Source organism: Mesorhizobium sp. M7A.F.Ca.CA.001.04.2.1 (assembly GCF_003998485.1).
Lineage (GTDB): Bacteria > Pseudomonadota > Alphaproteobacteria > Rhizobiales > Rhizobiaceae > Mesorhizobium > Mesorhizobium ciceri.
Genome location: NZ_RZQT01000016.1, coordinates 65,730 through 78,761 on the forward strand (window position 1 = coordinate 65,730; position 13,032 = coordinate 78,761).

Annotated in this window: 10 protein-coding genes and 1 pseudogene; 1 reads left to right on the top strand and 10 read right to left on the bottom strand. The window is 63.3% G+C overall.

The features are described from left to right. Positions 1-14: 14 nt before the first annotated feature. The 4 genes from EN955_RS07960 to EN955_RS07975 all read right to left on the bottom strand — a co-directional run bounded on the left by EN955_RS07960 (position 15) and on the right by EN955_RS07975 (position 4,796). Complete coding sequence (locus tag EN955_RS07960; protein ID WP_024502602.1) at positions 15-989, bottom strand: ABC transporter substrate-binding protein; 975 nt, start codon at positions 987-989, stop codon at positions 15-17. 419 nt (positions 990-1,408) lie between these two features. Then, positions 1,409-2,173, bottom strand: coding sequence for an SDR family oxidoreductase (locus EN955_RS07965; RefSeq protein WP_013532887.1), 765 nt, complete (start codon positions 2,171-2,173; stop codon positions 1,409-1,411). A gap of 80 nt (positions 2,174-2,253) precedes the next feature. Further along, positions 2,254-3,144 carry a DUF427 domain-containing protein gene (locus EN955_RS07970; protein ID WP_164752838.1) on the bottom strand — a complete coding sequence of 297 codons (891 nt, stop codon included), beginning with the start codon at positions 3,142-3,144 and terminating at the stop codon, positions 2,254-2,256. Next, complete coding sequence (locus EN955_RS07975) at positions 3,141-4,796, bottom strand: ABC transporter substrate-binding protein (protein WP_024502604.1); 1,656 nt, start codon at positions 4,794-4,796, stop codon at positions 3,141-3,143. Before EN955_RS07975 ends, EN955_RS07970 begins: the two co-directional genes overlap by 4 nt. A gap of 112 nt (positions 4,797-4,908) precedes the next feature. Here EN955_RS07975 and EN955_RS07980 point away from each other — a divergent pair, with 112 nt between their 5' ends. Further along, complete coding sequence (locus EN955_RS07980) at positions 4,909-5,811, top strand: LysR family transcriptional regulator (RefSeq protein WP_024502605.1); 903 nt, start codon at positions 4,909-4,911, stop codon at positions 5,809-5,811. Positions 5,812-5,836: 25 nt separating this feature from the next. Here the strand turns inward: EN955_RS07980 and EN955_RS07985 are convergent, their stop codons facing one another. The 6 genes and pseudogenes from EN955_RS07985 to EN955_RS35960 form a co-directional block, all read right to left on the bottom strand. Beyond that, positions 5,837-7,867 (bottom strand): ABC transporter ATP-binding protein, encoded by a 2,031-nt coding sequence (locus EN955_RS07985; RefSeq protein WP_024502606.1) that lies wholly within the window; start codon positions 7,865-7,867, stop codon positions 5,837-5,839. After that, positions 7,860-8,738 carry an ABC transporter permease gene (locus EN955_RS07990; protein ID WP_024502607.1) on the bottom strand — a complete coding sequence of 293 codons (879 nt, stop codon included), beginning with the start codon at positions 8,736-8,738 and terminating at the stop codon, positions 7,860-7,862. The genes EN955_RS07985 and EN955_RS07990 overlap by 8 nt, the downstream gene beginning before the upstream one ends. Continuing rightward, a complete protein-coding gene (locus EN955_RS07995) occupies positions 8,735-9,718 on the bottom strand; it encodes an ABC transporter permease (RefSeq protein ID WP_245265312.1) in 984 nt (327 codons plus the stop codon). The genes EN955_RS07990 and EN955_RS07995 overlap by 4 nt, the downstream gene beginning before the upstream one ends. 100 nt (positions 9,719-9,818) lie before the next feature. Next, a complete protein-coding gene (locus tag EN955_RS08000) occupies positions 9,819-11,483 on the bottom strand; it encodes an ABC transporter substrate-binding protein (RefSeq protein WP_013532880.1) in 1,665 nt (554 codons plus the stop codon). Between the two features lie 246 nt (positions 11,484-11,729). Next, positions 11,730-12,914 (bottom strand): mandelate racemase/muconate lactonizing enzyme family protein, encoded by a 1,185-nt coding sequence (locus EN955_RS08005; RefSeq protein WP_024502609.1) that lies wholly within the window; start codon positions 12,912-12,914, stop codon positions 11,730-11,732. 1 nt (position 12,915) lies between these two features. Beyond that, positions 12,916-13,032, bottom strand: a pseudogene (locus tag EN955_RS35960) (mandelate racemase); the annotation flags it as partial.

Consider the following 13,032-nt stretch of genomic DNA (forward strand, 5'->3'; position numbering starts at 1 on the left):
TCCAGTCGGAACGATCACTGCGCCCAGGCTTTCCAGTCGGCCTCGTGGGCGGAGATCCAGGCAGCTGCGACGTCCTCCGGTGTCTTGCCGCCGAGATCGATCTCGCCGCTCATCTTGTTGAGCTCATCGGTGTCGATCGTGTAGGCCTTGGCCACCTTGTAGGCGACCGGCCATTTGTCCTTCATGCCGGACCAGGAGTATTTCCAGATCTCGCCATGCGGCTTGCCGCAGTCATATTTGGCGTCGGGGTTCACGCCCCATTTCGGGTCGTTGTAGCACTCGGGCGTGTATTCCGGGAATTCAACCCACTCGCCCTTGTACTTGGCCGGCGCCCAGTGCGGCGAATAGATCCACAGCATGATCGGCGCCTTGCGCTGATAGGCGGAATCGAGCTCGGCGAACATCGCCGCGTCGGTGCCGGCATGGATGACGGTGAAGGGCAGTTTCAGCGCCTCGACGCGCTCGTCGTCAAAGCCTTCCCATGTCACCGGGCCGCCGAGATAGCGTCCCTTCGGTGCGGTCTCCGCCGTCGAGAAGGCTTCGGCGCATTTCGGGTCCTTCAGCGCTTCCCAATTGGGCAGGCCCGGGCATTTCTCCTTCATGTATTCCGGAAACCACCACTCTTCCTTGGCCTTGGGTCCGAGCTTACCCAGCCGTTCGGTCTGGCCGGTCGCATCGGAGGCCTTCATGGCTTCGCCGGCGGTCGTGTCCCAGAACTCCAGGCCGACATCAAGATCGCCATTGGTGAGGCCCGTGGTCAGGCTGGAGAGGTAGTCGGCCGTGGGATACTCGACGGTATAGCCGAGCTTTTCCAGGATACCGCCGAGGATCTTGGCGTTCAGATTGACGCTGGTCCAGTCGAACAGCGCGATCTTGATCGGATCGTTGGATTCTGGTGCGGCGGCTTGGGCGGAAGGTGTCAGTGCACTCGCCGCGGCGAGTGCGAAGGTTCCCATTGTTAAGGTCGAAATCACACTGCGAAGTGACATGCTTGTTCTCCTTCAAGCTGTGAAAATTATCGTTCGTTCCCTTCTTGCGGCTTTTCTTGATTGTGTTGGAAAGGCTGGTCTTTGCGCAAGGCCGTCGGCGCCAGATTGTTGCCCCGGCTTTGGCCGGCGCAGGCAAGATGGTGCTCAATTCTAGTGATGATGGAACAGGACTGCAGTGTCGGCGTCATGGTTGCCGACGGATCGCTGCGGGGGCGGTCATCTGCGGATCGATTGCCAGTCTTGCGGCGCCTTGCAAGGTGCGAGCCATCAAGGTCTCATGTTCTCGGCTGTCGACCCGGCAAGCGCCATCTCGCCAAGCCAGTTTCATGGGATGAAATTATATATATCAAGGTTCATGTCGCGCAACGACTAACACCGCGCGAGGTGTATAAATTCAGACTGCAGGCGAAGTTGAACCTCTACCAGCAGACGTAGCCGCCATCGACAATCAGGTCGAGGCCGGTGACGAAGCTCGCTGCGCGGCTGGCCAGGAACACCGTCGGTCCGACCATTTCCTCCGGCGCCGCCATCCGCCCCATCGGCGTGTCGCGCTTGAAGATCTTCACCTCTTCGGCCACCTCAGGCCGCTTGTTCATCGGCGTCAGTGTGTAGCCCGGGCTGACGACATTGACGCGCAGGCCGCGATCGGCCCACTCCATGGCGAGACTCCTGGACATGTGGATGACGGCGGCCTTCGAAGAGTTGTAGTGCGCCTGCGTCAGGCCCCGGTTGACGATGGTGCCTGACATCGAGGCGATGTTGATGATCGAGCCCTTGCCTCGCACCAGCATCTTGCGCGCTTCGGCCTGACAGGACAGGAACACGCCGGCGACATTGACCTCGTGCACCTTCTGCCACGTCTCCAGCGGCATGGTCTCGGCGGGTTCGGAGCCGGCAATGCCGGCATTGTTGACCGCAACGGTCAGCGCACCGAGTTCGCTCTCGACTCGATCGATCGCCGCCGCCAGATCGCTCTGCGATGTCACTGTACCGTTCAGCACCAGCGCCTTGCGGCCGAGTGCCGTGATCCGGTGCGCCGTTTCATCCAGCCCACCTTTCGACGCATGACCAAAACAGGCGATGTCGGCGCCTGCCTCGGCCAGCCCGATCGCGATGGCTTGGCCGATGCCGCTGCCGGCGCCGGTGACCAGCGCGACATCGCCATCCAGCTTGAAAAGATCCATCGAGTGTCCTCCCTGTCCCAGGGAGGGTATGCGCTGACCCGTGCTTCGATCAAGCGCCCGCGCGCAAGCGGCGTCGATGCCTAGAAATAACCGCTCGACGCGGCCGTGGCTTCCTTCGGGATTTCGACGCCATCGACCAGGATCTTGTCGACCAGTTCGTGGTGGAAACAGACCAGCCCCTTGATGCGCTCCGCCTCGTGCACCGGCTCAGGATAATACCAGACCAGGTTCTCGTGGCGCTTGGCCTTGGTCGTCACGTGATAGTAGTTGGAGATGCCCTTGTAAGGACAGCGCGAGATGTAGCGGCTGGGCGCGAACATATCGAGCCGCGTGTCGGCGATCGGCAGATAGTGGCGCACCGGATGGCCGGTCTCGAACAGGAACACGCCGCGGCGTGAATCGGCGACCTGCTCACCATCGAGGATGACCTGCACGCGCCGCGACGACGGCAGGCAGTCGACGCGGCGGAAGGGATCGCGGGCGTGGACAAAGATCTCCTCGTCCTCCTCGAACCAGTGCCCCATCTTGCTCCAGGTGAACGACATGTAGTCCGATATCGGCGGACAGCCCTTGACCGGATCGAGATAGCGCCAGGCCGCGTCCTCGACCAGCGTGATGCCGGTGTTGAGCGAATAGTGGGTGGCTGTGCCCTTGAATGGGTCCTCTGTCGTGGTCTTGCTCGGCAGCAGGAACTCCTCGCGAACGTCGCCGATCGGAAAATAGTAGACCGGCAGATGATCGGATTCGTAGAACACCAAGGCGTTGGTCGTATCGGCCACGGTCATTGACCCCACCTGCACGCGCAGGCGCTTCTGCGTCGGCATGGTGAAGGCTATGTAGCCCGGCTCGAAGTCGTACTGCACGATGGTATCGAGCAAGGGAAAATGCGGCCCGCGGCCGCGCAGATGAGGCTTGCGAATGGTAGTCTCCCGTTTTGTTTCTTTTGTCATCGGGCGTTGAGGCACGATCAGCTCAGGGACACGCGATCGAGCAGCAGGCCGGCGGCGATCGGCGGCAAGCCGCTGACATTCTTGCGCACCGGCACCAGCAGATCGGGGAAATAGCTGAAGATGACAGGCGTCTCGTCGAGCAGCAGTTTCTGGATGTCGGAGGCGGCAGCGCGTTGCGCGCCGACATCGAGCGCCTTGAGATAGCTGGTGACCATGCCGTCATAGGCCGGGCTCTTGAAATGCGCCGCATTCCACGGACCGTCGCTGACCAGCGGGCTCTTCAGGAAGACGTTCGGCACGCTGCGATGGGCGTAGTCGGTGATGCCAAGTGGGCTGTCCAGCCAGTCCGACTGGCCGAACACCGCCTTGCCGTAATATTTGTCCTGGTCTTCGATGTTGAGCGAGATGCGGGCACCGATTTCCTTGGCGAAATTCTGGAACAATTGCGCGTAGCCGGGAATGTCGGAATAGCGCAGCGTCGTTAGCGTGATGTCGAAACCACTGGCAAGGCCCGCCGCCTCCAGCAACTGCTTGGCCTTGGCGATATCCTGGACGCGCTGCGGCACCGTCTTGTCGGTTGCGGGGAAAGCGGGTGCGAAGGGGCTGTCATTGCCGGTCGCCGCCATGCCGCGGCACAGCCCGTCGACCAGCTTGGAGCGGTCGATGCACAGCGCCAGCGCCTGGCGCACGCGCTTGTCGGTGAAGGGGCCGGTGTCGCAGCGCATGTGAAGCTGCCGGTGCGCGGTCGAAGCGACACGCAGCACCGTGATATCAGGACTGTTCAGCACCACCTGGCTTACATCGAGCGGAACGGCGTCGAGAATGTCGACCTCGCCGGCCTGCAGCGCCAGGATGCGCGGCTGCACGTCGCCGTAGAATTTGAATTCGAGCCGGTCAGGCAGCGCCTTCTCGCCCCAATAGTCGGTATTGCGGATGAAGGTCGCGCCGACCTTTGGCGTATAGGTCTCCAGCCGGAATGGCCCGGTTCCTTCGAACGTCTTTTCGTAGTCGCCCTTGTAGCTCGCCGGCAGGATGACGGCGTTGTAATTGTCGATCGACACCGAATAGGGAAAGCTGCCATTCGGCGCATCGAGATGGAAGGCGACGGTGTGGTCGTCGACCTTCTGGGTGCCGCCTTTCGACAGCAGCCCCTTGAACACGGAAAGTGCATTGGAAGCGCCGTTGGGGTCGGCCAGCCGGTCGAAGGTCGCGACGACGTCGTCGGCCTTGAAATCCTCGCCATTGTGGAATTTCACGCCCTTGCGCAGCTTGAACGTCCAGACGCTGCCGTCCTCGTTCGGCGCCCAGCTCTCCGCCAGCACCGGCTTCAAGGTGAGGTCCGGCTGCGTGATGCAGAGAAATTCGGCGGTCTGGAAAACCAGCTGGTAGCTGCCGCTGTCATAATAGGTGACGGGATCGATGGCGCCGCCCGGCGTCGCCACGCCGGCGCGCACCGTGCCGCCCGGCTTGCCCTCCGCGCGTGCTTGCTGCGTGCCGAGGCCGGCGGCCGCGACAAGGCTGCCCAGGAACGGCAGTGAGAGACCAAGCACGCTGCCATGGCGCAGGAAGTCGCGGCGGTCCATCCTGCCGGCCAGCAATTCGTCGACAGCGGAATTTTCGATTGCAGTGAGCGTTCTGCGAGCGTTGTCGATCATCCGGAAATGCTTGGGCATGGCTGGATTCCTCGCTTGTCTTGGGGTTCGGCCATCTAGTTCATTGTTGACTGCCGCCGGAAAGCGATATTTTTTGATAGGGGTCATCGAAATTTTCGATGCAGAGGTGGGCATGGACACTGAAAATCTGCGCAGCTTTCTCGAAGTCGCCACCCATGGCAGCTTCACCGTTGCGGCCAGCCGGCTCAACCTCGCGCAGTCCACCGTCAGCGCACGGATCAGGGGGCTGGAGGAGCAGTTGGGCCGCCGGCTTTTCGTGCGCGACCGCGATGGCGTCACGCTGACGCCGGCCGGGCGGCAGTTCCTGCCACATGCCTCTTCCATCACCCGCACCTGGGAGCAATCGCGGCAGGACATCGCCGTTCCCGATGGCTACGAGACCTTGCTGCGGCTGACCGCGCCTGCCTATCTGTGGGACCGCATCACCTCGCCATGGGTCGAGTGGATGCGCACCAGGCGGCCGAACGTGGCGCTGCGGCTTGAAGGCAGTTTCCCGGACTCGGCGATCGACCAACTGGCGGAAGGCCTGCTCGATATCTGCATCCTCTATCTGCCGCGGCCGCACCCCGGCATCGTCTACGAAACGCTGGCCGTCGATCAGGTCGTGCTGGTGCAGCACGCCGCGCAGACCAGGCCGTGGACCGAAAACTACATCCTGATGGACTGGGGGCTTGAGTTCCGCATCGAGCACGACCGCGCCTATGCCGGCATGGTCAAGCCGGCCATATCGGCGGGGCTGGTCTTCATCGGGCTGCAGCATGTCCTGTCGCAGCAGGCCGCCGCCTATCTGCCGCTCAGCGCCGTCAGCGGCCATATCGAGCGCGGCGAAATGCGGCGCATCGACGACGCGCCGGTGTTCCAGCGGCCGATCTACCTCGCCTATCCCTCCAATCCTGTTTCTTCGGATGTCCTGGATGTCGCGCTCACAGGCCTGCGCACGCTGGCCAGGGACTGGGCCGAAGGGCAGGGCTTTTCGGAAGGTGACCGTGCTCTCAGCATGGCCGGCCAGGTCTGACTGGCCAAGCCACGGAAGCGCGGCGCTATGCCGGCTCGGTCACGGCCGCTCTCTGCAGCCTGGCCAGTTCGGCATATGGAATGTGGCAGCGGATCGAATGGCCGGGCTGGGCCTCGCTCAGCGGCGGCTCCTGCTGTTCGCAGATCGGACCGATCTTGCGCGGGCAGCGCGTGTGGAACACGCAGCCCGACGGCGGATTGGTGGCGCTCGGGATTTCGCCGTCGAGACGAATGCGCGCCGTCTCGGTCTGGTCGAGTTTGGGCACGGCCGACAGCAGCGCTTCGGTGTAGGGATGATGCGGCCCGGAAAAGACCTCTTCCGACGGTCCGAGCTCCATGATGCGGCCGAGATAGAGCACGGCGATCTTGTCGGAGAGGTAACGCACCACGGCCAGATCATGCGAGATGAAGATGTAGCTGACGTCTTCCTTCGACTGCAGGTCGGCGAGCAGATTGAGGATGGCCGCCTGCACCGAGACGTCGAGCGCCGAGGTCGGCTCGTCGCAGACGACGATGCGCGGGTCGCCGGCGAAGGCGCGGGCAATGGCGACCCGCTGCTTCAGGCCGCCGGAAAGTTGGCGCGGTTTTACAGCCAGATGCCGGTCCGTAAGCCGCACCGAGCGGATAAGGTCGTTGAGACGAGCCTCCAGCGCCTTGCCGGAGAGCCCCGCCAGCCGCTTCAGCGCGCGTCCGATCAGATGCCGGATCGAATGCGATCGGTTGAGTGCGGAGTCCGGGTTCTGGAAGACGATCTGCATCGCCTTGATTTGGTGGTCGCTGCGGTTCTCCAGCCTGGGCGCCAGCGCCTTGCCTTCCAGCTCGATCGTGCCGCCTGCGTCCGGCGGCACAAGGCCGAGCAGCAGCCTGGCGAAGGTCGTTTTGCCGCTGCCGGATTCGCCGACCAGCCCGAGCGTTTCGCCAGGCCGCAGGTCGAGCGACACGTCCTTCACGGCGCGCAGTGCATGGCCATGGCTGGCATAGGTCTTGTTCAGCCCGGTGACGCGCAGCACCGGCGCTGCCGCCGCCCTTGGTACAGGCGCCACATCGCTCGGTGTCGCACGCGGCAGCGCCTGCGCCTTGTCGTGATGAAAGCAGCGCGACAGCCGGCCGCCCAGATCGTAGAGCGGCGGCAATTCGCTGCGGCAGCGGTCGTCGGCGAGCGCGCAACGGTCGGCGAAGGCGCAGCTCTTGATGTCGGCCCCGATGCCGGGCAGGAAGCCGGGAATGGTATCGAGGCGGCCCTGGTCCTTGCGCTGGCCCCCGCGCGGCAGGCAGCGCAGCAAGGCTACGGTGTAGGGATGGCGCGGGTCGTTGAAGACGACCTCCGTCGGTCCTTCCTCGACCAGCATGCCGGCATAGAGCACGCCGACGCGGTCGCACATGTTGGAGACGACGGCGAGGTTGTGGCTGATAAACAGGATCGAGGCCGAGAGTTCTTGCCGCAGCTGCGCGATCAGGTCGAGCACTTCGGCCTCTACCGTCGCATCGAGGCCGGTCGTCGGCTCGTCGAGGATCAGCATCGACGGATCGTTGGCCAGCGCCATGGCAATCGCCACGCGTTGCTGCATGCCGCCGGAAAGCTGGTGCGGGTAGCGCTGCATGACGCTGACGGGGTCGGAGATGCGCACGCGGTTCAGCATGGCAATCGCCCGGTCGGTGGCCGCTTGTCCCGAAATGCCGCCGAGTTCAAAAATCTCGGTCAACTGACGGCCGACGCGGATCGACGGGTTCAGCGCCTTGCCCGGGTCCTGATAGACCATGGAGACGCTTTCGGCCCGCGCCCGCCTGAGCGCCTCGGCGTCGAGTTTCATCACGTTCTGGCCGTCGAGCGATATCGTGCCGCCGGTGATAGAACCGTTTCTCGGCAGATAGCGCACCACCGTAAGCGCCACGGTGGATTTGCCGCAGCCGGATTCGCCGACCAGCCCATAGGCTTCGCCCTGGCCGATGGTGAGGCTGAGGTTACGCAGCACGGCGCGGTTGCGGCCGGCGACGCGGTAGGCAACCGAAAGATCGGTGACTTCGAGTGCGTTTTCGGCCTTGGCGGAGTTAGTCATTGAGCGCTCCGTGAACGCCGTCGGCGGCCAGATTGACGCCGATGACCAGCGAGGCGATGGCGAGCGCATCGAACAGCACCGTCCACCAGAAGCCGCCGCCGATCATGCCGTAATTGTTGGAGATCGACAGCCCCCAGTCGGGAGAGGGCGGCTGGATGCCGAAACCCATGAAGGAGAGCGTGGCGACGGCGAAGATGGCATAGCCGAGCCGCACAGTGGTTTCGACCAGGATCGGCGGAATGACGTTGGGCAGGATCTCGACGAACATCGTATGCAGGGCACTTTCATGCCTTAGCTGCGCGGCAGCGACATAGTCGAGTTCACGCTCGGCCAGCACCGCGGAGCGCACGGTGCGCGCGATGATCGGCGCGAAGCTTAAGCCGATGACAACGATGACCGTCGTCTTCGAGGTGCCGAGCGCAACGATCGCCAGCAACGCAACGATGACCACCGGGATCGCCATGAAGGCTTCCAGGATTCGGCTGACGACATCGTCGACGAAGCCGCGAAAATAGCCGGTGACGAGGCCGAGCGCCGTGCCGGCCACTGTCGCCAGCAAGGTCGCCAGCGGGGCGACGGTCAGGATGTCGCGCGAGCCGACGATGACGCGCGAGAAGACGTCGCGGCCGATCTGGTCGGTGCCGAACCAGTGTTCGGAAGAAGGCGGCGCCAGCGCGTTGATGATGTCGTCGGCGAGCGGGTCGTAGGGTGCGAAGTGCTCGCCGAACAGCGCGCAGGCAACCCAGAACAGCACGATGGCGAAACCGACAAGGAATGTTCGCGAGCGCAGCAGCGAGAAGAAGACCTCGGCCAGCGGGCCGCGCGGGCGCGTGTCGTCGGGTGTCGAGGAGGTGGTCTGGATGGTGCTCATTGGTCTGTCCCCAGCCGGATGCGCGGATTGAGCACGGAATAGAGGAAGTCGGCGACAAGAGTGGCCACGGCATAGACGATGCCGATGGTGAGGATGCCGGATTCCAGCATCGGGAAATCCTTGCCGCGCGCGGCAGTGAAGATCAGCGAGCCGATGCCCTGGTAGCGAAACAGCGTTTCGATGACGACAAGGCCGCCGATGAGGTAGCCGGTCTGCGTGGCGATAACGGTGATGGTCGGCAGCAGCGCATTGCGCAGCACATGGCGCCAGATCACCGTGCGCCAGGGCAGGCCCTTCAGCACGGCCGTTCGCGTGTAGTCGGAATCGAGCGCTTCGATCATGCCGGAGCGCGCCATGCGGGCGATGTAGCCGAATAGCACCAGGAACAGCGGCAGCGACGGCAGGATCAGGTAGTAGAGCTGCGTGAAGAAGCCGGCGTCGCGCGGCCATGCGGCCGATATCGGCAGCCAGCGCAGCCAGACACCAAAGATCAGGATCAGGATGATGCCGGTGACGAATTCCGGCAGCACCGTCACCGACAGACCGCCGAGGCTGATGATGCGGTCGAGCGGGCGGTTGAGGTTGAGCGCGGCGACGACGCCGCCGAGGATGCCGATCGGTACCACCAGCACGAAGGCGACCGCCGCCAGCTTCATCGAATTGCCGAGCGCATCGATGACGAAAGGCGCGACCGGCGAGCGGAAGATGTAGGACGTGCCCATGTCGCCCTGGACGAAATTAGAGATCCAGCCCCAGTACTGTGCCAGCAGCGGGCGATCGACGCCGAGCGTGTGATTGAGCGCGTCGACCGCGCGCTGGTCGGCGAATGGACCCAATATGGCGCGCCCGACGTTGCCGGGCAGCACCTGGCCGCCCAGGAACACCATGATGCTGAGCAGGAACAGCGTCACCAGCGACAGCGAGACACGCCGGGCAAGGAAGGAGAGAATGGCTAAGACTCCTTGTGGAGCCAGCCCCATGCGGGAGCTGGCTGTTAGAGGATTGGCTTTCCCTTTGAGCATGATCCCGAAAAGTGGGGACCGGTTTTCGGAAAAGGTCATGCTCCAACAAAGAGTTAGTTCAGGCTTTCGATGCCTTGTCGAGGAACAGCTGCGACATGGCGGTCGGCTGTACGCCGGCCACGCCCTTCGCCGTCGCCGTCAGATAGTCGTAGAAATAGCCGAAAATAACAGGCGTTTCCTCGAGCAACAGCTTCTGGATCTTGCCGGCGTCGGCCTTCTGCGCCTCGAGGTCGAGTGCTGCGATGTAGCTGGTCGCCAGCGCGTCATAGTCCTTGTTCTTGAAATGCGCCGCATTCCAGGTGCCTTCGCTCTTCAGCGGTGCCGCAAGATAGACGTTCGGCACGCCGCGGTGGCCGTAGTCGGTGATGCCCATCACCGAATCCAGCCAGTTCGACTTGCCGAACACCGCGTCTCCGTAATAGCCGCTCTGGTCGAGGATGTTGAGGTCGAGCTCGACGCCGATCTCCTTGACCCAGTTCTGGATGAGCTGGGCGTATTCGGGGATTTCCAGGTAGCGTTCGGTGGTCAGGGTTATCTTGAAGCCCTGGCCAAGGCCGGCTGCTTCCATGAGCTGCTTGGCCTGGGCGATATCCTGCTTGCGTTGCGGCACGCTCGTATCGGTCGAAGGATAGACGGCGGCGAACGGGCTGTCATTGCCCAGGGCGGAGCGTCCCTTCATCAGGCCGGCGGCCAGCTTGTCGCGATCGAGGCAGAGCGCAATGGCTCGGCGCACGCGCGCATCCTTCAACGGACCCTCGTCGCAGCGCATGTGCAGCTGCTGATGGGCCGACGACTTCAGGCTGATGATGTCGATGTTCGGATCGTTGAGCAGAGCGACGCCGGCCAGCACCGGCATCTGGTTGATGATGTCGACCTGTCCGCCCTGCAGCGCCAGGATCTGCGGCTGCATGTCGGTGAAGAAGGTGAATTCGGTGCGCTCGGGCAAGGCCTTCGGCCCCCAATAGTCCTCGTTGCGGACGAAGGACGCGCCGACCTTTGCCGTGTATTTCTCAATTCTGAACGGCCCGGTGCCGTCGAAGCTCTTTTCGTAGTCGCCCTTGTAGCTCGCCGGGATGATGACGGCGTTGTAGTTGTCGGACGACAGCATGTAGGGGAAGTTGCCGTTCGGCGCATCGAGGTGGAATTCCACCGTGTAGTCGTCGACCTTCTTTGAAGCGCCTTTCTGCAGGATGCCGGTGAACACCGACAGCGCATTGGACGAGTTGGCCGGGTCGGCAAGGCGGTCGATGCTGGCCACGACGTCGTCGGCCTTCATCTCGCCGCCGCTGTGGAATTTTACGCCCTTGCGCAGCTTGAAGGTCCACACCGTGCCGTTGTCGTTCGGCTTCCAGCTTTCGGCCAAGGCCGGCTGCAGCACCAGATCGGGGCCGTCGACGCAAAGGAATTCGGCAACCTGCTGCATGATCAGCAGGCCGCCGGCGTCCGCAATGCTGACCGGGTCGATCGTCGCCGCCGGCACACTGCTGGCGACGCGGATGGTGGCGCCCGGCGCGCCCTGGGCGCGCGCCAGCGACGGCATGCCGCCAAGGCCGGCGGCCATGCCGATGCGGCCCAGCAGCGGCAGCGACAGGCCGAGCAGGCTGCCGTGACGGACGAAGTCGCGGCGGCTGACACGGCCGTCGACGAGGCCATCGATCAGGTGATTTTCAAGCGGCGTGCGATTGCGCCGGATCAGGTCGAGAATGCTGTGGTTCTTGCTCATGGGTTTTTACCCTTTCCCCTATTTCTTATGGTTGACGAAATTTCGTGGATTGCTCCATTTTCCCGGCACCGGAGGCCTGTCTATCGGAACTTTAGCATGCGGTTTTGTCCGGTCCATCCAGTCGTGGCATGGACGCTCCGGATTGTTGGCTGCACTGCTTCCACCGTCTTTGTCCAACCTTCCCGACCGAAGTCGCGGCGGTTGGCTTCTCGTGTCTGGCCATCGGTCTTGGCCGCTTGCCGTCATCTAGTTCAGCGGCAAACGGCGATAGGTTCCGGGCTTTGCCGGGTCATGATACTTGTTGCACGGTCCTTTCTCGGTAAAGTCTCTGTGACAGGCAGCGAGGTTTTCGCGCGACAAGGTGACGCCGAGACCGGGACCTTCCGGAACGCGCACGACATTGTTTTTCGGCGAAAACGGTCCTTCCTCGGTGACATCCATCGGCAGCATGCGAAACAGCGACTGGTTCGGCTCCCTGATCCAGCCGAGTGCCGCGCACAGATGCAGATAGGCGGCGCTGCCGATGCCGCTGTCGCCGCTGTAGCACCAGAAATCGATCCCGGCATGCTCGCAGGCGCCGACGAAGCGCAACAGCCGGCCGATGCCGCCATGCGTCGTCGGGTTGCCGACGAACGCGTCCGGCACTTTGGTTTCCATGGCGCGCGCAATGTCGATGTTGTGGGTCGAGAACGGGATCGAGCAATGGCGCCGCAACTCGCGCATCTCCTCGATGGTCGCCACCGGATCCTCCCAGTTGCGCACGCCCAATTCTTCCAGCGGGCGCGCCAGCCGCCGCGCGGTGCTGAGCGAATAGGCCTGGTTGGAATCGATACGGATCATCGCATCGTCGCCGAGTTTTCTGCGGATCAGCTCGACCATCCTGAGCGAGATTTTCGGATCTTCGGTCGAGAACTTGCCTTCGAAGAAAGTCGTTCCATGCGTCTCGTGCAATTCGACGCAATAGTCGGCGACTTCCTCGGGCGCCGTCTCGCCCGTCACCTTTGGCCCATCACCGCGCAGCGAAAAATAGTCGGTGAACGGGATATCCTTGCGTACGGCGCCGCCGAGCAACTGGTAGAGCGGCTGGTTCCACGCCTTGCCGCGCAGGTCCCACAAAGCCATCTCGATGGCGCCGAAAGCCATGATGCGTGTGCGGTCGTTGATCGACTGCACGCCGGTCCAAAAGGGCAGGCAGACATGCTCGGCGCCGGCGATGTCGAAGGCATCGCGCCCGACCAGCCGCGGCGCCAGGACATCATTGATGATCGCGGCCGCCGCTGGCGTCGGCGCTTCGCCGAGGCCGACCAGGCCATCCTCGGTCTCGACTTCGACGACGGTCGGTGAAAATCCGTCGAGTTCGCCGAACACCCAGGCGTAGGGCGCTTCGAGGCGCAAATTGATCGGCGTGGCTTTGATGCTGCGGATTTTCATCTCAGCGCCCGACCTCGAAGAACGGCGCGCCGAGCAGATCGGGAACGACGTCTATGCCGAGACCCGGCCCGTCTGGAATGCCCATGCGGCTGCCCGTGACCGGTGGCATGTTCGATGC

Bases quoted from the DNA above. Each gene is read 5' to 3' on its own strand.
- EN955_RS07985 (WP_024502606.1), bottom strand. From the start codon at position 7,867: ATGACTAACTCCGCCAAGGCCGAAAACGCACTCGAAGTCACCGATCTT.
- EN955_RS08000 (WP_013532880.1), bottom strand. From the start codon at position 11,483: ATGAGCAAGAACCACAGCATTCTCGACCTGATCCGGCGCAATCGCACG.
- EN955_RS07975 (WP_024502604.1), bottom strand. From the start codon at position 4,796: ATGCCCAAGCATTTCCGGATGATCGACAACGCTCGCAGAACGCTCACT.
- EN955_RS07965 (WP_013532887.1), bottom strand. From the start codon at position 2,173: ATGGATCTTTTCAAGCTGGATGGCGATGTCGCGCTGGTCACCGGCGCC.
- EN955_RS07960 (WP_024502602.1), bottom strand. From the start codon at position 989: ATGTCACTTCGCAGTGTGATTTCGACCTTAACAATGGGAACCTTCGCA.
- EN955_RS07980 (WP_024502605.1), top strand. From the start codon at position 4,909: ATGGACACTGAAAATCTGCGCAGCTTTCTCGAAGTCGCCACCCATGGC.
- EN955_RS08005 (WP_024502609.1), bottom strand. From the start codon at position 12,914: ATGAAAATCCGCAGCATCAAAGCCACGCCGATCAATTTGCGCCTCGAA.
- EN955_RS07990 (WP_024502607.1), bottom strand. From the start codon at position 8,738: ATGAGCACCATCCAGACCACCTCCTCGACACCCGACGACACGCGCCCG.
- EN955_RS07995 (WP_245265312.1), bottom strand. From the start codon at position 9,718: ATGGGGCTGGCTCCACAAGGAGTCTTAGCCATTCTCTCCTTCCTTGCC.